This is a genomic window from Bradyrhizobium sp. INPA03-11B (assembly GCF_040446015.1).
In the GTDB taxonomy this organism is placed as follows: Bacteria; Pseudomonadota; Alphaproteobacteria; order Rhizobiales; family Xanthobacteraceae; genus Bradyrhizobium; species Bradyrhizobium macuxiense_A.
The window spans coordinates 42,518-59,859 of the sequence record NZ_JASGSR010000027.1; the positions used below are offsets into that span (position 1 = coordinate 42,518).

General features: G+C 66.0%; 18 protein-coding genes. 11 read left to right on the plus strand and 7 right to left on the minus strand.

The window, feature by feature from the left end; translation table 11 throughout:
- Nucleotides 1–68: 68 nt before the first annotated feature.
- Entirely contained in the window at nt 69–317 is a 249-nt protein-coding gene (locus tag QMZ05_RS14115) for a hypothetical protein (RefSeq protein WP_353701299.1), read from the plus strand.
- A gap of 5 nt (nt 318–322) precedes the next feature.
- On the opposite strand, the gene QMZ05_RS14120 is transcribed toward QMZ05_RS14115, so the two are convergent.
- A complete protein-coding gene (locus tag QMZ05_RS14120; RefSeq protein WP_353701300.1) occupies nt 323–1,414 on the minus strand; it encodes an adenylate/guanylate cyclase domain-containing protein in 1,092 nt (363 codons plus the stop codon).
- A gap of 77 nt (nt 1,415–1,491) precedes the next feature.
- Between QMZ05_RS14120 and QMZ05_RS14125 the strand changes: the two genes are divergently transcribed.
- Complete coding sequence (locus QMZ05_RS14125) at nt 1,492–1,950, plus strand: SRPBCC family protein (protein WP_353701301.1); 459 nt, start codon at nt 1,492–1,494, stop codon at nt 1,948–1,950.
- 7 nt (nt 1,951–1,957) lie between these two features.
- Here QMZ05_RS14125 and QMZ05_RS14130 read toward each other — a convergent pair whose 3' ends face one another.
- Entirely contained in the window at nt 1,958–2,599 is a 642-nt protein-coding gene (locus QMZ05_RS14130) for an HD domain-containing protein (protein ID WP_353701302.1), read from the minus strand.
- 209 nt (nt 2,600–2,808) lie between these two features.
- Here QMZ05_RS14130 and QMZ05_RS14135 point away from each other — a divergent pair, with 209 nt between their 5' ends.
- Nucleotides 2,809–3,774: a GlxA family transcriptional regulator gene (locus tag QMZ05_RS14135; protein WP_353701303.1), complete on the plus strand. Its 966-nt coding sequence runs from the start codon at nt 2,809–2,811 to the stop codon at nt 3,772–3,774.
- Between the two features lie 88 nt (nt 3,775–3,862).
- Entirely contained in the window at nt 3,863–4,432 is a 570-nt protein-coding gene (locus QMZ05_RS14140) for a histidine phosphatase family protein (RefSeq protein WP_353701304.1), read from the plus strand.
- A gap of 21 nt (nt 4,433–4,453) precedes the next feature.
- Here QMZ05_RS14140 and QMZ05_RS14145 read toward each other — a convergent pair whose 3' ends face one another.
- Nucleotides 4,454–4,807: an MmcQ/YjbR family DNA-binding protein gene (locus tag QMZ05_RS14145; protein ID WP_353701305.1), complete on the minus strand. Its 354-nt coding sequence runs from the start codon at nt 4,805–4,807 to the stop codon at nt 4,454–4,456.
- A gap of 178 nt (nt 4,808–4,985) precedes the next feature.
- On the opposite strand from QMZ05_RS14145, the gene QMZ05_RS14150 reads away from it, so the two are divergent.
- A complete protein-coding gene (locus tag QMZ05_RS14150; RefSeq protein WP_353701306.1) occupies nt 4,986–5,615 on the plus strand; it encodes a PadR family transcriptional regulator in 630 nt (209 codons plus the stop codon).
- 196 nt (nt 5,616–5,811) lie between these two features.
- Nucleotides 5,812–6,510 (plus strand): GNAT family N-acetyltransferase, encoded by a 699-nt coding sequence (locus QMZ05_RS14155; RefSeq protein ID WP_353701307.1) that lies wholly within the window; start codon nt 5,812–5,814, stop codon nt 6,508–6,510.
- Between the two features lie 5 nt (nt 6,511–6,515).
- Here QMZ05_RS14155 and QMZ05_RS14160 read toward each other — a convergent pair whose 3' ends face one another.
- Nucleotides 6,516–8,429: a right-handed parallel beta-helix repeat-containing protein gene (locus QMZ05_RS14160; RefSeq protein ID WP_353701308.1), complete on the minus strand. Its 1,914-nt coding sequence runs from the start codon at nt 8,427–8,429 to the stop codon at nt 6,516–6,518.
- A gap of 258 nt (nt 8,430–8,687) precedes the next feature.
- Between QMZ05_RS14160 and hchA the strand changes: the two genes are divergently transcribed.
- Nucleotides 8,688–9,563, plus strand: a complete 876-nt coding sequence (hchA, locus tag QMZ05_RS14165) for a glyoxalase III HchA (RefSeq protein WP_353701309.1) — start codon at nt 8,688–8,690, stop codon at nt 9,561–9,563.
- Nucleotides 9,564–9,702: 139 nt separating this feature from the next.
- Nucleotides 9,703–10,407, plus strand: coding sequence for a PA1136 family autoinducer-binding transcriptional regulator (locus tag QMZ05_RS14170; RefSeq protein WP_353701310.1), 705 nt, complete (start codon nt 9,703–9,705; stop codon nt 10,405–10,407).
- A 92-nt stretch (nt 10,408–10,499) separates the two neighbouring features.
- On the opposite strand, the gene QMZ05_RS14175 is transcribed toward QMZ05_RS14170, so the two are convergent.
- Both QMZ05_RS14175 and QMZ05_RS14180 read right to left on the minus strand, forming a co-directional pair.
- Nucleotides 10,500–11,825, minus strand: a complete 1,326-nt coding sequence (locus tag QMZ05_RS14175) for a TROVE domain-containing protein (protein ID WP_353701311.1) — start codon at nt 11,823–11,825, stop codon at nt 10,500–10,502.
- A 1,143-nt stretch (nt 11,826–12,968) separates the two neighbouring features.
- Nucleotides 12,969–13,910, minus strand: coding sequence for a LysR family transcriptional regulator (locus tag QMZ05_RS14180; protein WP_353701312.1), 942 nt, complete (start codon nt 13,908–13,910; stop codon nt 12,969–12,971).
- Between the two features lie 99 nt (nt 13,911–14,009).
- Here QMZ05_RS14180 and QMZ05_RS14185 point away from each other — a divergent pair, with 99 nt between their 5' ends.
- Nucleotides 14,010–15,233, plus strand: a complete 1,224-nt coding sequence (locus QMZ05_RS14185) for an MFS transporter (protein ID WP_353701313.1) — start codon at nt 14,010–14,012, stop codon at nt 15,231–15,233.
- A gap of 64 nt (nt 15,234–15,297) precedes the next feature.
- The gene (locus QMZ05_RS14190) at nt 15,298–15,642 is read left to right on the plus strand and encodes a Lin0512 family protein (protein ID WP_050627504.1); all 345 of its coding nucleotides are present in this window, start codon (nt 15,298–15,300) and stop codon (nt 15,640–15,642) included.
- Nucleotides 15,643–15,674: 32 nt separating this feature from the next.
- Here QMZ05_RS14190 and QMZ05_RS14195 read toward each other — a convergent pair whose 3' ends face one another.
- Nucleotides 15,675–16,556 (minus strand): SDR family oxidoreductase, encoded by an 882-nt coding sequence (locus QMZ05_RS14195; protein ID WP_353701314.1) that lies wholly within the window; start codon nt 16,554–16,556, stop codon nt 15,675–15,677.
- A gap of 78 nt (nt 16,557–16,634) precedes the next feature.
- Here QMZ05_RS14195 and QMZ05_RS14200 point away from each other — a divergent pair, with 78 nt between their 5' ends.
- Nucleotides 16,635–17,339: a glutathione S-transferase N-terminal domain-containing protein gene (locus QMZ05_RS14200; protein WP_353701315.1), complete on the plus strand. Its 705-nt coding sequence runs from the start codon at nt 16,635–16,637 to the stop codon at nt 17,337–17,339.
- Nucleotides 17,340–17,342 lie beyond the last annotated feature (3 nt).

Genomic DNA, 17,342 nt, shown 5'->3' on the forward strand with positions numbered 1-17,342 from the left:
CTCGCCCTCCGAGGCCCGGTCCTAACCTAGCACATGACGACATGGATCATGTCCAGAGAGATCGAATGATGACCGGAATCGAAACGCATGAGGATTGGTTGAAGGGCCGGTTTGGCGGCCGCGGTGCCATCGCCGCGCGCTGGCTGTCGCTGGCGGCGGCGCCGACCTTCGCTGTGATGGCGCTGGTGGCCGCGCTGGCGCCCGTCGACATGATCTGCGGCGCCATGCAAGGACCGTTGTCATTGCAGGGAATGGTCCCGATGTACGCGCTGATGAGCGCATTTCATTTGGCGCCGTGGTTGCGCCTGTTCCGATGACCGGCTCATGGCTCCGGCAAGGTAAAGACCGCGCAGGGCCTTGCGATGCCGCGCAGCTCATGGGTGCCGAGCGCGACCAGCGGTGTCTCGGTCTCGGCGGCGACGGCGCCCGAAACCAGCACGGTCTGCTCCAGCGGCTTGCACAGGCCTTCGAGCCGGCTGACCAGATTGACCGCGGCGCCGATCGCGGTGAAGTCGAGGCGATCGGCGGCGCCGATATTGCCCCAATGCACCTCGCCGAGATGCAGCGCCGCGCCGAACGCCAGCGGCGGCAAACCGCGGCTGCGCCGCTCGGCATCAAGATGCGCCATGCCGACGCGCGCCGCCGACACCGCGCGCAAGGCCGCCTCGCATGCGCTGCGCGCGCTCGTCGTGACCGGAAAGATCGCGAGCAGTCCGTCGCCGATGAACTTCAGCACCTCGCCGCCGAACGCGTGGATCGCACCGGCGATGCGGTCGAACCAGGCGTCGAGTGCTGCGATCACCTCGGCGGGCGGATGGCTTTCGGACAGCGCGGTGAAGCCGCGCAGATCGGCAAACAGCAGCGCCGCCCGGATGGTTTCGCCGGTATTGCGCCGCAATGGCGCTGCCAGGACACGCGCGGCGCTGCGCCGGCCGAGATAGGCCTCCAGCGCCGCGGTCAATGTCGCGCGTGCGGCAAGTGCGGCGAGCGGCGCGGCCATGAAGCGCGCCGCCTCGCGCAATTGATCCGCCTCGGCAAGTGTGAAGGTGCGTGTACCGATCCAGCCAAGGGTCGGGCCGTCCGGCCGCGTTCCAATCGTGTCCTCGTGGATCGGGCCGGGCGCGAGCGCGCCGAGCCAGCGCCGGCCGGCATCGCCGGACCCGACCATATCGGGCATTGCAAAGGGTTGTTCCGGTGCGAAGCCGAGCGCTTCGATGACCTCGCCATTCTCGGCGCGCCACAGCCAGGTGCGCCTTGCGATCAGCGGATGCGGAACTTCCAGCGTCAGGGCGCCACCGGCAAGCGGCAGGCCATCTGTGATAAGGTGGCTGCCGAGGTCCGCCAGCAACCGGTTGGCGCCCGCGGTCTCGGCCGCTGCGTCGACCAGCCAGCTCAGTGTCGAGGACAATTGCATCACCCCATCATGGGGTTGATGCGCCGCCCTTGTCACGAATTATCCCTGAACACCCACCGGCAATGGAGAATGGATCGATGACTGAAGCCTTCATCGTTCAACGCGAGATCCAGATCGCAGCCCCGCCCGCCACAGTGTTTGCATTCCTGACCGATCCACAGAAGATCGTGAGCTGGATGGGGCTCGAGGCCGAAACCGAGCTGCATCCCGGCGGGCTCTATCTGCTCAAGGGCCTGGGTGACGATCGCGGCCGCGCCGCGCGCGGTGCGTTCCGCGAGGTCGTGCCGGTGCATCGTCTTGCCTACAGCTTCGGCTGGGAAGGCGGCGCGGAGGTGCCGCCAGGATCGAGCCTGATCGAGATCGACTTGATCGGCAAGGACAGCGGCACGCTGTTGCGCATGACCCACAGCGGCCTGCCGAATGCCGAGCAGTGCGCCAGCCATGCCAGGGGGTGGGCGCACTATATGGACCGGCTCTCGCTCGCGGCTGCCGGCCGCGATCCCGGACCGGACCACGGTCCGGCCAACCGCAAGTGACATCGCGTCAGGTCGGCCATTTCGAGCCGAGGATGATCGAGCAGAAATTCAGCCTGGTGTAGTTCATGTCCTTCAGCGCCAGCACGTCGGCCTTGACGTTGCCGAAGGTGGTCAGCGGCTTCTTGATGGTGCCGCTGGCGAAGTGATCGATGATGTTCTCCTTGAAGTTCGCCTCGCGCGGGTGGTGCGCGCAGACATGGTCGCGGTGCTCGTGCGAGAAATCGTCATAGGCGATGCCGAGCACGTCCATCTCGACGCCGGCGGTGACCAGCGCGATGGTCGGACGCATATGTTCGGGCACGCCGGGCGTGGTGTGTAGCGCGATCGAGGTCCAGACATCCTCGATGTCGCGCTCCGGCACGCTATAGCCTTTGAGGAAGTCGCGCGCGGCGTTGGCGCCGTCGACCTCGAAGCGCAGGTCGGGGCTCGCATGATCAGCGGTGAGGCCCATGTCGTGGAACATGGCGCCGATATAGAGCAGTTCGGGATCGAATTGCAGCTTGCGGCGGTTGCCGGTCAGCGCGCCCCAGAAGAACACGCGGCGGCTGTGATTGTAGAGCAAATCGTCCTCGGTATCGCGCACCAGTTGGGTCGCGGCGCGGGCCATGGCGCTGTCGGGTACGCGGATGCCGGCGATGATCTCGGTCATTTCAAGACGCTCCTCGATATGGCAAGACGATGCCGTGGCGTGCGGACACGCGGGCGCCGGCGCTCGTCGCTGCGATGTGTGTTCGGATCGCCTGGTGGCGTGATCCTTGGCGTCCTTGTCGCCCGGTTTGGCTTGATCTCGCAACGATCGCGCGCCGCCGGATCGGGCCAACGAGACATCGTTTCGCGCCAGCGCGGCGGGGAGAAAGTATGGCGGTTCAGAAGGTCGCGATCGCGATTCACGAAGGGGTGCAGGCGCTCGATGTCGCAGGCCCGGTCGACGTGTTCGCGGAGACCAACGGCTTTGTCGCTGATGGCGATGGCTATGAGACCGTGCTGGTCGGTGCCGGCCGCGAACCGCTGCGCGCATCGAGCGGCATGAAGATAGCCGCCGACCTCAGCTTCGACGAAGCAACGGAGAGGTTCGACATTCTGCTCGTCGCTGGTGGGCCCGAATTGCCTGACGCCGCGCCTGATCCCGATCTTACGCGGTGGCTGCGCGGGGCGCCCGAGCGCGCCGAATTGTACGGTTCGATCTGCACCGGCGCGTTCGCGCTCGGCCATGCCGGGCTGCTCGACGGTCATAAGGTGACGACGCATTGGCAGAACGCGCAGCGGCTGGCGGCGCGCTTTCCGGCCGCCGAGGTGATCTTCGACCGGATCTACATTCGGGACGGCAGACTGATGACCTCCGCCGGCGTGACCGCGGGCATCGATCTCGGGCTCGCGCTGGTCGCCGAGCGGCACGGGCCGCAGGTCGCGGTCGCGGTGGCCAAGCGGCTGGTCGTGGTGGCGCAGCGCCAGGGCGGGCAGTCGCAGTTCAGCCCCTATCTCACCGCGCCGGTCGACGAGGATTCGCCGATTGCGCGGGCGCAAGCGCATGTCATGCAGCATGTCGGCGAGCGCCACACGCTGCAATCGCTGGCCGATGCGACCGGCATGAGCGTGCGCAATTTCGGCCGCGCCTTTGCCCAGGAGACCGGCATCACGCCGCACGAATTCGTCGAGCGGGCGCGGGTCGACGCCGCGCGGCGGCTGCTCGAGGGCTCGGACCGGCCGCTGAAGGCGGTGGCCTTCGATTGCGGCTTCGGCTCGGCCGATCGGATGCGCATCGTGTTCACCGAGCGGCTCGGCGTGTCGCCGGCGCAGTACCGGTCGAGTTTTCGCAAAGTGTGACGCCGTTCATGAAGCGGAGGGGGCGTCGGAGATAGGATCAACCTGCCCGAATTGTGCTCCAATCATGCAACGTTTCAGCGAGGCTGCCATGGACGCGCTCACGCTCTTCATCATCCGTCATGCCGAGAAACCGGGCGAGTCCTGGCCGGGGCCCGGCTTCACCGAGGATGGCGTGTCCGATACCGAGTCGCTCGTGCTGCGTGGCTGGCAGCGCGCCGGCGCGTGGACCGCATTATTCGGCACCGATCTCACCGGCGGCGACTATGCCAAGCCCGATGCGATCTATGCCGCGACACCAGGAACCGAGCCCAATCAGCCGCCGTCGAGCCGTCCGGCCGAGACGATCTCGGCGCTGTCAGCGCGCCGCGGCCTGACGCCGAACGAAAGCTTCGGCAAGGGTGACGAGCCGGCGTTGATGAAGGCGGTGCTGGAGCAAAAGGGTGTCGTGCTGCTGTGCTGGGAGCACAAGGCGATCATCTCCGACATCCTGCCGCTGATCCCGGTCAGCAAGGGCACGCCGCCGACCAAATGGGAGGGCAGCCGGTTCGACGTCGTGCTGCGCTTCGAGCGCGCCAAGGGCGACGACAAGTTCGCCTTCAAGGAGCTGTTTCCGAAATTGCTGTCGGGCGATTCCGACAAGCCGCTGGGGAGCAGCTGAGCCGCGCGGCAGCGGCGCCCGTCAGTCGAAACCGAGCGCCTTGCGCGATTTCCGCGTCAGCTTCGCGGCGATCAGCGCATGGGCCTGATCGAGATAGGCCTTGAGCTCGGCGTCGGGCAGGGCGTCGTTCCTGACCAGCTGCACCCATGTGGCGCGCGCCAGATAGGGCGCGGGCCGCGCCAGGCCCTGCTCGATCAGCAGCTGGTAGGCCATGTTCGAGGTCTTGAACATGAAGCCGCCGGTGCTCTCGATGTAGCCGCCGGCGAGCGCGAACATCTTGCCGCCGACCTTGAACACCGACGTGCCCTCCCATTGCACCACCTTGGTGGCGGCGGGCAGGCGCAGGCAATGGGCTTCGAAGGATTTGGGGCGCATGTGTCGGACGGGCCGGGAGGGCTCAAAGCCATAAGCCAGCCGTGTGACGGTCGACAAGCCCGGTGAGGCCGGCGATCCCCGGTCCCTGCCGCCTCCTCACGACCTCACAAAAACGTGGGTTGTCGTCATTACATCTGTAGATATATCGCAAGATATGTTTTCAGTAAGGAACAAGAAGATGAGACGATCGATGTTTCGCGACCGGGACGACGAGGGCTTCGGATTGGGCTTCTTCATGGGCCGGCATGGCAGGGGCGGCCATCGCTTTGGCCGCGGCGGCCATGGTTTCTTCGGGCGAGGAGGCGGCGGTGACTTTCCGGGATCGCGGCGGCTCTCGTCGCAGGACCTGCAACTCGTGATCCTGGCGCTGCTCGGCGAGCAGCCGGCGCACGGCTACGAGCTGATCAAGAAGATCGAGGAGCGGTCGGACGGCTTCTACAGCCCGAGCCCGGGCGTGATCTATCCGGCGCTGACCTTCCTCGAGGACACCGGCCATGCCAGCGTCACCCAGGACGCGGCGCGCAAGCTCTACAGCATCACCGAGCAGGGCAAGTCCCATCTCGCCGAGAACCGCGCCACCGCCGACACCATTCTCGAAGCGCTGTCGCGGATCGGCCGCCGCATGGAGGAGGTGCGCGAAGCCTTCGCCGGCGTCAGCGATCTCGATGGCGGAGCGTCCGACGATGTGCACCGCGCCCGTCACGCGCTGAAGAGCGCGCTGCGCCAGAAGCGCGGCTGCGATGCCGCCGAGGCGCAGCGGATCGCAAAGATCCTGGACCGTGCCGCCGCTGAAGTCCTGCAGCAGTGACGTTAGTCGCAGGCACGGAGTAACGCTGCCGCTCAAGGGCGGCAGCGAGCTCTGCCTGAAGGTGGCGCCAGGATCTGTTCCGCACGCAGGCGAAAAATCCCGCTGGCGTGATTGTGAGCCGCGCTGGCATCACGCCATGCTGGATTTTGTCGGCGCTTCTTGCTCTGCTCCCGGAAAACAGGGAGCGAAGCGCCGCATGTCCGAAGTCCCGCCTAATCATCCACTCGATCGCCCGATCTGGAGCGCACTGACCACACGACAGCGCGACCTTGCCGAAGTCAGTACCGACGCCCGGCGCTTTCCGGTCGCGATCGCACCCTTCGCCGACATGGCCGACATGTCGCCGCAGAGCTTTGCTGCGCTCGGCGCGCTGCTGTCGGGACCTGACATCGCGGTGCTGTTCACGCCTGATCCGGTCGCCGTGCCGCCGGAGTTCAAGGTGCTGCTGGCCGAGACCGGCGAGCAGATGATCGGCACGCCGGCCGACTTTTCTCTGCCCGGCGTCGAGATCGCCAGGCTCGGCGTAGCTGACGTTCCGGCGATGATGGCGTTGACGGAATTGACCAAGCCTGGACCATTCAGCGCGCGGACCCATGAGCTCGGCAACTTCTTCGGCATCCGCGTCGGCGGTGACCTGGTCGCAATGACCGGCGAACGGATGAAGCCGGGGAACTATACCGAGATGACCGCTGTGTGTGTGCATCCTGATCACCGCGGCCGCGGCTATGCACAGGCGCTGCTGTCGGCGGTCGGCCGCCAGATCGCGGCGCGCGGCGAAATTCCGTTCCTGCACGTCTTCACCAGCAACGTCTCGGCGATCGCGCTCTATCGTCGCCAAGGCATGGAAATCCGTCGCCGTCTGCACATCACGGTGGTGCAGAAGCAGGGCGGATAAGCGGCTCAGGCGAGCCTGTTGTTCGCCTGATGCACCGTGCGCTTGTCGCAGCTCGGATCGATTGCGACGGCATTGGTCGCGATCCGGCCGCGGGCGACGACGTTGTTGCTGATCTCGATATTCCTGGCGCGCCCGACGAAGATCGCGCTGTCGGGCTTGATGTGGAACAGTTCGCCGGCCCCGAACGCATTGCCGCGTAAAAATGTCTGGCCGATCACATTGCCGGCGATCTTGGCGCCGTCGGCGTTGCTGACGAAGATCGCATAGATGTAGGAATCGTCGATGTGATTGCCTTCGATGATGACGCGCCGGTTCTGGAAATTGTCCTGAAATCCCTTGGCGCCTTCCGGCGGCACCATGCCGACATAGATCGTGCCGAGTGTTCCGCTGCCGCTGGTCAGCTCATTGGCGCCGTTGACGCAGTGGCTGAAGCGGTTGTTGCGGAACACGAGGTTGTCGGCAAAGCCAGACTCCGACCAGAAGCCGATGTCGCTCCCTGCCTGCAGCGCGACGCCGGTCGCGAACGTGAACTGGCAGTTCTCGACGATGGCGTTCGGCGCCTTCATCAGCACGCGGCCGCAGGCGTGGAAACTGCAGCGCAGCACGGTGGCGCCGGATCCGATATGCGTCAGCGAGGTGACGGCATCGCCGACCTTGAGCGGCAAGTCCTGCTGCAGAACGACGTCGTAGATCAAATCCGGCTGAGTGGTCGGGCTCCTGTTCTTCCAGAGCTGGGCGATCTTCGCCTTCAGCTCCGGCGCGTGGCGCTTGGTCAATTGCGCGACCTTGCCGCGTCCGAGCGAGCGAAACGTCGCGTGGTCGCAGCTCTCGATGTCGTCGCCGGCCGCAAGCCCAATGTCCCATTTCGGGCTGAGCAGGAACCGGCGCGGCGCGGTCTTCGCCACGACGTAGTAATAGAAGCCGTGCACGTTGACGGCATCGTCGGAGGTGTTGGCGAAACTGCAATCCTCCATGGTCGGACCGTGTGCGACCGCGGTGAAGTGCGAGCCGTCGGAATTGGTCGAGATCAGGCGGTCGGCCGTTGCGCCCTTCGGCCGAGGTCCCGGAACGACCGAAACCTTTTGCAGCATCATCGAGCCTTCGCCGCCGTTCTCGATGATGCCCATTCCGGGCGATGCGAGAAGCTTGAGGTCGATGAGGCTGGTGGCGACGCTGGAGTCCACGGCGATGGCGTGCGCGCCGCTATTTGCGATGGTGACGACATCACCGGCCGCAATCGGCAGCTGGCTCGGAAAGCGATCGTTCGCGCTCCACCGCAGATGAACCTTGATCAGCCCGTCGCTGACGCGTGTGGCATGGGCCGGCGACAGGAAATCCCTGGCGCCGGTCTTCAGCGCCTTGTTGTGGCGGTCCATCACCTTGAAGAAGCCGTCTGTGAAGGCGGCGAGCAGTGCGGCATCATCGGGGAAGCCGGGGTCGACCTTCACCGTGATCTCGACCGCCTGCTTGTCGAAGGCGGTGATCGTCCCCTGGGTGAAGGGGAGCGGGTCGTAGTCGATGGTGAGATCGCGGACGGTGAGGCGGTTGCAGCCGGAGATCATCAACGTCCCGCTGCGTGCGGTGTTGATCAGCTGTGCGCCATTGCCGTTGAGCTCGAAGCCGTGCAATTGCCGGAACGCGAGCGGCCGCTTGATCCGGTAGCTGGCGTTCTTCTCCAAATTGAGGACGATGTGAACCGGCCCCGCCTTGCTGGCATCAGCCGCTGCCTTGGCGATTGCGGCCAGCGCCTTGGCAAAGGCAGCGTCGGCGTCGCCGCCGGATGTGGCGGTGAAGGTCGCCATGTCAAGGCTGGCCGCGCCCGGGACCGGCGCCGGTTCGGCCCGGCTTTCCGTGCCGAGCAACGGGCCCGCCACAAAAAACGAGGCAAGCGTCAGCGCCCGCCGGCGGCTGATCGACATGGAGCGCGTCTCCTCGCGAGACCGGGATCGGTCGCGCGCACTATCCGTCCGTGGAGATGAACCGCAGCGAAATGGCGGGCGGCAGGCGCGCTGCCTCTCGACGTCGTGATGAATATCGCTGCCCACATTCCGCAAATTGTGTTGTGCAGGTGTCGGGTTGCTCCATCCCGTGAGGGATTGAGGGAAATCCCTCATTCGTGATTTCGCGCCTCGTGCTTACCTTTGCCGGACCGCAACACGATGAGAGAGGATATCTCGATGACCGAGCAATCCCAGGACAAGCGTCCCGTAGCCGATCCGGCGGAGAACAACGCCTTCTTTCCGTCGCCATACTCGCTTGGGCAATTCACCTCGGCCAAGTCGGATCTCTCCGGCGCGGACTACCCCAACGCCTACAAGGGCGGCCGCTGGAAAATTCTGATGATCGCCGCGGACGAGCGCTATCTGCTGCTGCAGAACGGCACGATGTTCTCGACCGGAAACCATCCCGTCGAGACCTTGTTGCCGATGTACCACCTCGACAAGGCAGGCTTCGAGTTCGACATCGCGACGGTGTCCGGCAACCCGGTCAAGTTTGAGCTCTGGGCGTTCCCGAACGAGGACGACGCAGTCAAGCGCATCTACCAGAAGTATCTCGGCAGATTGAAGCAACCGTTGAAGCTCTCCGACGTCATCGCAAACAAGCTCGGCAAGGATTCCGACTATATCGCGGTGTTCATTCCCGGCGGCCATGGTGCGCTGATCGGCCTTCCGGAAAGCCTCGACGTGAAGGCCACCCTGAAATGGGCGCTCGACCACGACAAGCATATCGTCTCGCTTTGCCATGGCCCGGCGGCGCTGCTGGCGTCCGCGGTCGGCGAGGCCAAGGGCGACTATCCCTTCAAGGGCTACAAGATCTGCGCATTCCCCGACGCCATCGACCGGACCACGCCCGACATCGGCTACATGCCGGGCGCGCTGACCTGGGCGTTTGGCGAGGAGTTGCAGGCGCTCGGCGTCGAGATCCTGAACAAGGACATCACCGGCAAGACCTATCAGGATCGCAAGCTGATCACCGGAGACAGTCCCTTTGCCGCCAACAATGTCGGCAAGGTGGCCGCAAAGGCCTTGCTCGACACGCTCGGCGGGCGCTGAGGTCTTCGCCCGGGCGGCGGGGCCAGCTTCGCCGCGCCGCCCGGGGCCCGCCAACCCAGCGCAGCTTGCAGGCCCGTTCGGGTTGAGGGAAAGTCCTCAACGCGCCCGGCCGGGCGTCCCGAAATTTGATGACACCAGCATGGACCGCTACATCGAAGCTGTGGTTGCGATCGAGGGCAGCGAGAGCTTGTCCGCGATCCAGGCGGCTGTGCGGTCGGCGAGCGTGCCGCTCGGTTACGACCGCTTCGTCATGTTCTCGGCATCGCCTTCGCGTGAGGACCTGGTCGACAGGATCTACTGGGTCGAGGGCGACTGGTTCGGCGAGGGCGTGACGGTCGACGCCGAAACCTATGTCCGGCATTGTCCGGTCACACGCAATTTCCTCAATGTGGATGAATCGTTCTTCTGGACCAAGGTGCTGTCCGCACGTGGTGAGAAGTACCGCGTGGTGCGCACGCCGCGTGGACCTGGCTTCCATGGGCTGCAGGTGCCGGTGTTCGGGCGCACCGGCCTTGAAGGCGCGATGAGTTTTGCCGGGACGCGGATCGACGCGTCGGCCGGGACGCGTGCGACGTTGACGATGATCGGCACGGCGGCCTTCCGCGCCGCGCGCCGGCTGATGGAGGCGCGCGAGTCGAACGGGGCGTCCGGCCTGTCGCCGCGCGAGCGCGAGGTGCTGCGCTGGATCGCCGCCGGGCGGCGGCAGGCCGACATTGCGGCATCGCTCGGGTTGTCGGAGCGGACGGTCGAGAACCATTTGCGGCGTGCGCGGCTCAGGCTCGGCGTCGCGACGACGGCGCAAGCCGTCCGGCTCGCGATCCATAGCGGCGAGATCGAGGATTGAAGGGTGGGCGGACGATCACTCGCTCGTCCGCCGCACCAAAAAAGAAAGGCCCGGGCGCATGCGCGTCCGGGCCCATTGTTGTCGAGCAGGCGTCAGTGCATCGTCTGTTCCGACGCTGCGATCCAGGCGATGACGGCCTCGGAGAAACCGTCGACCCGCGTCCACGGGCCGTGTCCGACGCCGTGCTGGTAGGATGCCACGTTGACCATGTAGCCACGTCCCTTCGGGGCGGGCACCTGGTCGTGGCTCTGCTCGTCGGTGAAGACGATCAGGCGATCGGCCTTGCGGTCGATCTCCGTCACCGCCTTGCCGAGATACGTCCCGCCATGCGGCTGTGAACCGATGATCGCATCGCGCAGCGCGAAGCCGCGGCGCGGCGGCAGCTTCACGACCTCATTGCTGAACGTGAAGATCTCCACCTCGTCGCAGACCTCGCGGGCGAGGATCGCAAGCCCGCAGGCCGCTTCCGCCCGCGTCATCTCGGACTGAGCCGAGAGCGGCGAGAACATCGATCCCGACACGTCGATCAGGAGCCGCGTGCGGCCGTCGAGCCGCGCGTAGTCCTTGACCGACTTCAGCATCGCTGCCTCGAGCTCCGGCTCGAAGTCCGGCGCATAGCGCGCCGCCGTGATGAAGCGGTAGGGCAGGATGCGGTCGGTTCGCATCGCGTCGATCGCCTCCGCGATGGTCCGGCGCGGCACCTCCGCCTTCTGCATCAGGCGCAGGTTGCGGAGCAGCGCCAGCCCGCCGAGCCGGTTCTCGGCGACCAGCCGCTCGAAGGTCTCGCGCTTGTCCTTGCCGGACGAGAGCGAAACCTCCCAGGTGTCGGGCGAGGTCAGCTCGCCGTCGACGAGCTGCTTCCACACCTTCTCCTGCGCGGCGTCCTTCGGCTTGGCGTGGACCAGGAACAGCACGTCCTTGATCCGCACCGCGCCGTCGCGATCGTACTTCGCGAGCTGGTAGGCGTCGAACTTGGTCAGCGCCCGCGCCAGGCCCTTCTTGATCTGCGCCGAGACGGGCTGACGCTTGCGCTGCTGCTGAGGTCCGAGGGCATCCGCCCAGTAGATCGCAAGCAGCTCGGTCATCTCGTCAGGCCGCTGGATTGCCCGCGCCAGCGTATCGGCGACGAGGGCGCGATGGGTCGGATGCCGCGCCATCTCGCGAACCACGAGCAGCGGCGCGTGCCGCAGCTTCATGGTCTCGCGCGCAGCGATGGCGAGTTCGGCCGTCCGCTCGGGGGCGACCAGCGGCACCAGCGCCTTGATGCGATCGGCGATCGCGACCCCGTCCTCGTAGAACTGGCTCTCCCACAGGAGGCAGTTCAGCAGCGCGCGCCGCAGCTCCATCTCGGGCGTGAAGCGCTTGCCGCGCGCGCCCTCACGGGTGAAGGCGCGCATGATCTTGTTGATCGCGGCCATGATGGCCTCCTTTCTGGGTGAGTATGGGTTGGAAAGTGGTGCCGGGGAACAGGCGAGGCTGTACTGCCCTTGCGGGCGTCGCACGCTCTTCCATCGAGCCACGGACTTTTGGTCCGGAAGGAATCGAACCTTCTGCCTTGCGATCCGATGCAACAGAACTCTTCACCACCGGCATTGACGGACCACGTCCCGGGAACAGGCGATTGCTGAGACCCCGGCCGGCAGGACCGGCCGGGAAGCGCTCTACCGTTGAGCTACCGGCACAAACATGCCGGGCGGGAGTCGAACCCGCGTCTCTTGCGAGTAAGGCGATGTAACAGCGATCTTCACCACGGGGCGTGGAAGGGGTCGGCGGGGAACAGGTGATGCTGTCATGCCCTTGCGGGCATCGTGGTTCAGACGAAGTAACAGACATCTTCACCACCGCCGCGCCGATGCTTGCGCATCGGCGAATGGGTCCGCTGGGGAACGGGCGATATCGGCTTGAGCAGTGACGCAACACGGCATCCATCCTTGCGAAGAGAAACCGTGCCGGGCCGCGCGCGGATCCCCTCGCGAGGGCCGCATCCCGGTGCGTGCGTCAAAGGCGGGGATCGAACCCGCTTTCACCAGACGAAGTATCCGACATCTTCACCACCAGCGGCGGTCGGACCGCTGCGATGCGGCCGACCGTTTCGTGAATAGTTGATGGCGGCGCTGTCGACGCGCCGCCCATTGCGAACTCCTCGGAGTTCGCTCTGCCATCGGTATCCGGCTCATCGCCTCGTTCCCTCCGGCAGGCCCCGCGCGCTTGGGCACGCGCGTCTCCGCGCGAGCCCCGGGATCCGGGTCTCCCGTTCCGGCTTGCGCCGGGTAGTTCAGATGAGCCGTGCTGCGGACAACAAAAAACCCTCCGGAGCAGCTGGCTCGGGAGGGTCCGCATTGATTGCGAACTGTCGACCTCGCGCTATGCGAGGTCGCTCCCATGAGCCGGGCACACGCTATCGATCGGCCGGAGGCCGTTCGACAGTTGGCGGAATCTTTCAAATCCGTGGTGCATCATCTGGCTCATGTTTGATCGCGAGCGATGGTGCTCGCGAAGGTTGCGGGACATACGCCTCGTCGATGTCGATGTCAACAACGGAAATGTAGCGACAGAAAAATTCAGCGCCGCTTGTGCGTCTTCACTTTGCTCGCCGGCTTACTACCGCGCGCAGCGATCCGCGTCAGCGCATCTGCGAACGCGTGAGCGGCGGGGCCGAGCGGCTCGTCGAGCCGGTGCGCGAGATAGGCCTCCATCGCAAGCGCCGCGTTGCGACCAAGCGCGCCGGTCTCGATCCGCACCAGGCGGCGTTCGTTCAAGTCGCGCGCCACCTGCCACAGCGGCAGCCGGCCCCAGCCGAGCCCGGCGAGGATCATGGCGTGCTTGGTGTCCTGATTGCTGACCCGGCAAATCTGCGGCGAGAGCACGCCGAAGCTGCGGCCTTCCGACAGTGGCGTCGGGTCCGACAGCACGATCTGCAGATGATCGGCGAGGTCGGCGACGCTCTTGCGGCCACGGCGCGCGAGCGGATGGCTTGCCGAGGCGACGGCGATGATCTGCACGGAGCAGATCGCGTCGAGCGCGAGGCGGGGATCGCGAAAGTCCTCGCCCACGGTGACGGCGAGCGCGCTTCGCCGCTCGGTGAGGGCTGCGATCGGACCGCCCATCGGTTCGACCGCGAGCCGTACGCTGACGGATGGATACGCCGCCCGCATCTCCGTCAGCGCCGCGCCGACGGCGGCGATCGGGAACAGCGTGTCGACGACAACAGCGAGTTCCGACTCCACCCCGTCGCCAAGGCCGTGGGCCCGCGCCCGCATCGCATCGACGCGGAGCAGGAGGTCGCGCGCATTGCCGAGCAGCGCCTTGCCTTCGGCGGTCAGCGCCGGGCGATGGCTGGAGCGGTCGAACAGCGCGAGGCCGAGCTCGGCCTCGAGGTTGGCGATGGCATGGCTGACCGCGGATTGCACCCGCGCCAGCCTGGTCGCGGCGGCGCGGAAGCTGCCGCTGTCGGCGATGGCGACAAAGACGCGGATCTGATCGAGCGTGAGGTTATCGAGCATGATCTATGAAACCGATCGACTAGATGCAAAACTTATCACTCCTGTCGATGGCCTGGAAACGCTATCTGTGGTGGCTTCAGCCTGGGGCGGAGTGCACGCATGACGATCGAGACGGCGGTGGCGCAGCAGAGCGAGGCCAAGCGATGGGCGACGGTCGTCGTCGTGATCGGTTGCGGGATCGGCGCCGCATTGCAGGTCGGCAAGGTGCCGATCGCCGCGGCGATGCTGCAGCAAAATCTCGGCATCGACCTCGCCGCGGTCGGAACGGTCGCCGGCATCTTCGCGGTGCTGGGGCTGGTCGGCAGCGTGCCGGCCGGCGTCGTGATTGCCGCGGTTGGTGCCCGCCGGGTGTTGCTGTGCGGCCTTGCGGCCATCACGCTCGGCGCGGCTTCGGGCGCGCTCGCGCCGTCACTTGCGGTGCTGCTGGCATCGCGGCTGCTGGAAGGGCTCGGCTTCCTGCTGGTGATGGTCGCAGCCCCCGCATTGCTCGATCGTGTCGTCGATGTCAGCGCGCGCAACGTCACCATGGCGGTGTGGAGCTGCGTGATGCCGTTCGGGATCGCGCTGGCGCTGGTGGCCGGCCCGATGTTCGATGGCTGGCGCGCGATCTGGTGGGCCAGTGCAGCGTTTGTCGCGCTGCTGTTCATTCTCGCCAGTGTCTTCGTCCCTGAAGTCGCGTCGCGAAGCGGCCCGGCGCGTGCCGGCCTGATGCAGGAGGCCACGGCGCTGGCGCGTCGCCGAACTCCTGCGCTGCTGATGGTGCTGTTCGCGCTCTACAGCCTGATGTTCTTTGCGCTGTTCAGCTTCCTGCCGATCCTGCTCACCGCGCGGCTCGGAGTCTCAAGCCAAGCCGCAGGCGGTCTCAGTGCGCTGGCGGCGGCGGCCAACGTGGTCGGGAATCTCGCTGCCGGCAATCTGCTGGCGCGCGGCGTCAACCGCAATGTGCTGATTGCCGTGGCGGCATTGCTCATGGGCGTCTCCGCATTCGGAATCTTCCTGACGGTGCTCGGCGGGTGGGGTGCATTCTGGCTGTGCCTGCTGTTCTCGGCCGTCGGCGGCCTGATCCCGGCGACGCTGCTTGCAACCGCGCCCGCGGCGGCGCGTTCGGCGGCGATGGTGCCGGTCATGATGGGGCTGTTGATGACCGGCAGCAATTTCGGCCAGGTCACCGGACCGATCGCGGTCGGCGCGGTCGTCTCGGCCTGGGGCTGGGGCGCCGCCAGCCTTATGGTGGCCGCGGCGGCGATCCTTGCCGGTCTCGCGGCATGGCTGCTCGCGCGCGGCGATCACAACAGCGTGGGTGAGGCAAGGGGCCCGGCTTGACGGCGCCGACGCGGAGGGCGAAGGAGGGGTGAGTCTCTCACGCCAACGACAACAGGAAAGCTTCATGACACGCGTGCGCTGTATCACCGAAATGGGCATGGGCGTCGACGTTCACGGCCGCGACGCCACCAAGGCCGCCAAGCGGGCAGTGTCGGACGCGATCCGTCATTCCAGCCTCGGCTTCTTCCGCATGCTCGGCAAGACCGCCAACGACATGTTCGTCGACGTCACGATCGCGGTGCCGAATCCGGAAGCGGTCGATACCGAAGCCGTCGCCAAGGAACTGCCCTATGGCACCAAGACCGTGAAGGCGATTGCGGGCGGGCTCGAGATTCCGTCCGATCTCGGCAACGATCCGATCCTGATCGCGAACGCCGCCGTCATCGTCAGCTTCGACGACGGGAAATGAAAGAGGAGGAGGCGGCGACCGGTATGCGTGCGTCAATCGCCGCCTTTGAAATAGTCCGGCTTGCCGGTGGTCCAGGTCTCGCCCCAATGCTGGCCGCCGCCGTCGACGGTCAGCGTCTCGCCGGTGATGAACTTGCCGGAGGGCGCGGCGAGATAGACGGCGGCTTCCGCGATGTCCCAGGGTGTGCCCGGGCGCATCATCGGGTTGGAGCGCGGATAGGCGGCGCGCGCCGCTTCGCTGTAGACGCTCCAGCCCTCGGTCTCAATCGCGCCGGGCGCGATGCAGTTGATGCGGATGTTCAGCGGCGCCCATTCGACCGCGAGCGCGCGCGACAGGCCGATCACGCCGGAGCGCGCCGCGATCGTATGCGCGATGCCGTAGAGGCCGTGCGTCGTGACCACGACGACGTTGACGATGCTGCCTTGATGTTTGCGGTCGCGCCAGCGTTGTGCCGCGGCCTGCATCATGTACCAGGTGCCGTTGAGGTTAGTGTTGATGACCGCGTTCCAGCCCTTGATCGAGAAATCGATCGCGGCCTGCGGGAACTGGCCGCCGGCGCTGTTGACGAGATGATCGACGCGGCCATGCCCAGCCCACAATGCATCGAACATCGCATTGACCGCGTCGGCATCCTTGATATCGGCGACGTGCGCGGATGCCCGAAGCCCGCGATGGCCGAGATGATCGACCAGCGCATCGAGCTTGTCGGCATTGCGTCCCACGACGACGACATGCGCGCCGAGCCGGGCGAACAGCCAGGCGATGGCGCGGCCGATGCCGCCGGCGCCGCCAGACACCACGACCACCTGACCGGCCAGCGCATCCACCGCGAACACGGTCGGATGGGTTGCAAGCTCGTCGTCGGAAAGGCCGAGCGTTGCGCTCGTCTGTCGATCGTTCTCTTGATCGTTCATGGCCGGTTGCAGACCTTGCGGCTTTCAATGAGCTCCGTACATTAGCCGTCCAACAACAACCATGCAAAGAATGCCGACATGACCGACCTCACAGCCTTTCCCATCACGAAGCGCTGGCCCGCCCAGCGTCCGGATCGCCTGCAACTCTATTCGTTGCCGACGCCGAACGGCGTGAAGGTCTCGATCATGCTCGAGGAGATCGGGCTGCCCTATGAGGTGCATCTCGTCGACTTCACCAAGGATGACCAGAAGACGCCCGAGTTCCTGTCGCTGAACCCGAACGGCAAGATCCCGGCGATCCTCGATCCCAACGGTCCCGGCGGCAAGCCGCTGCCGCTGTTCGAGTCCGGCGCCATTCTGCAATATCTCGCCGAGAAGACCGGCAAGCTGCTGCCGGCGGACGCCGCGCGCCGCTACCAGGCGATCCAGTGGGTGCATTTCCAGATGGGCGGCATCGGGCCGATGTTCGGCCAGGTCGGCTTCTTCCACAAATTTGCCGGCAAGGATTACGAAGACAAGCGTCCGTTGCAGCGTTACGTCGCGGAGTCCGCGCGCCTGCTCGGCGTGATGGAGACGCATCTCGCCGGGCGGCAGTGGTTCATGGACGATGAATTCACCATCGCCGACATCTCGATGCTCGGCTGGGTGCGCAATCTGATCGGTTTCTACGGCGCGCGCGAGCTCGTTGAGTTCGACCGGTTCAAGAACGTCGCCGCCTGGCTCGAGCGCGGTCTCAAGCGGCCGGCCGTCGAACGCGGGTTGAATATTCCGAAGCGTCCCTGAGCA

Coding starts and splice junctions, on each gene's coding strand:
- QMZ05_RS14130 (WP_353701302.1), bottom strand. CDS start 2,599: ATGACCGAGATCATCGCCGGCATCCGCGTACCCGACAGCGCCATGGCC.
- QMZ05_RS14150 (WP_353701306.1), top strand. CDS start 4,986: ATGAGACGATCGATGTTTCGCGACCGGGACGACGAGGGCTTCGGATTG.
- QMZ05_RS14180 (WP_353701312.1), bottom strand. CDS start 13,910: ATGCTCGATAACCTCACGCTCGATCAGATCCGCGTCTTTGTCGCCATC.
- QMZ05_RS14135 (WP_353701303.1), top strand. CDS start 2,809: ATGGCGGTTCAGAAGGTCGCGATCGCGATTCACGAAGGGGTGCAGGCG.
- QMZ05_RS14190 (WP_050627504.1), top strand. CDS start 15,298: ATGACACGCGTGCGCTGTATCACCGAAATGGGCATGGGCGTCGACGTT.
- hchA (WP_353701309.1), top strand. CDS start 8,688: ATGACCGAGCAATCCCAGGACAAGCGTCCCGTAGCCGATCCGGCGGAG.
- QMZ05_RS14175 (WP_353701311.1), bottom strand. CDS start 11,825: ATGGCCGCGATCAACAAGATCATGCGCGCCTTCACCCGTGAGGGCGCG.
- QMZ05_RS14140 (WP_353701304.1), top strand. CDS start 3,863: ATGGACGCGCTCACGCTCTTCATCATCCGTCATGCCGAGAAACCGGGC.
- QMZ05_RS14115 (WP_353701299.1), top strand. CDS start 69: ATGACCGGAATCGAAACGCATGAGGATTGGTTGAAGGGCCGGTTTGGC.
- QMZ05_RS14125 (WP_353701301.1), top strand. CDS start 1,492: ATGACTGAAGCCTTCATCGTTCAACGCGAGATCCAGATCGCAGCCCCG.
- QMZ05_RS14155 (WP_353701307.1), top strand. CDS start 5,812: ATGTCCGAAGTCCCGCCTAATCATCCACTCGATCGCCCGATCTGGAGC.
- QMZ05_RS14185 (WP_353701313.1), top strand. CDS start 14,010: ATGACGATCGAGACGGCGGTGGCGCAGCAGAGCGAGGCCAAGCGATGG.
- QMZ05_RS14120 (WP_353701300.1), bottom strand. CDS start 1,414: ATGCAATTGTCCTCGACACTGAGCTGGCTGGTCGACGCAGCGGCCGAG.
- QMZ05_RS14200 (WP_353701315.1), top strand. CDS start 16,635: ATGACCGACCTCACAGCCTTTCCCATCACGAAGCGCTGGCCCGCCCAG.
- QMZ05_RS14160 (WP_353701308.1), bottom strand. CDS start 8,429: ATGTCGATCAGCCGCCGGCGGGCGCTGACGCTTGCCTCGTTTTTTGTG.
- QMZ05_RS14145 (WP_353701305.1), bottom strand. CDS start 4,807: ATGCGCCCCAAATCCTTCGAAGCCCATTGCCTGCGCCTGCCCGCCGCC.
- QMZ05_RS14195 (WP_353701314.1), bottom strand. CDS start 16,556: ATGAACGATCAAGAGAACGATCGACAGACGAGCGCAACGCTCGGCCTT.
- QMZ05_RS14170 (WP_353701310.1), top strand. CDS start 9,703: ATGGACCGCTACATCGAAGCTGTGGTTGCGATCGAGGGCAGCGAGAGC.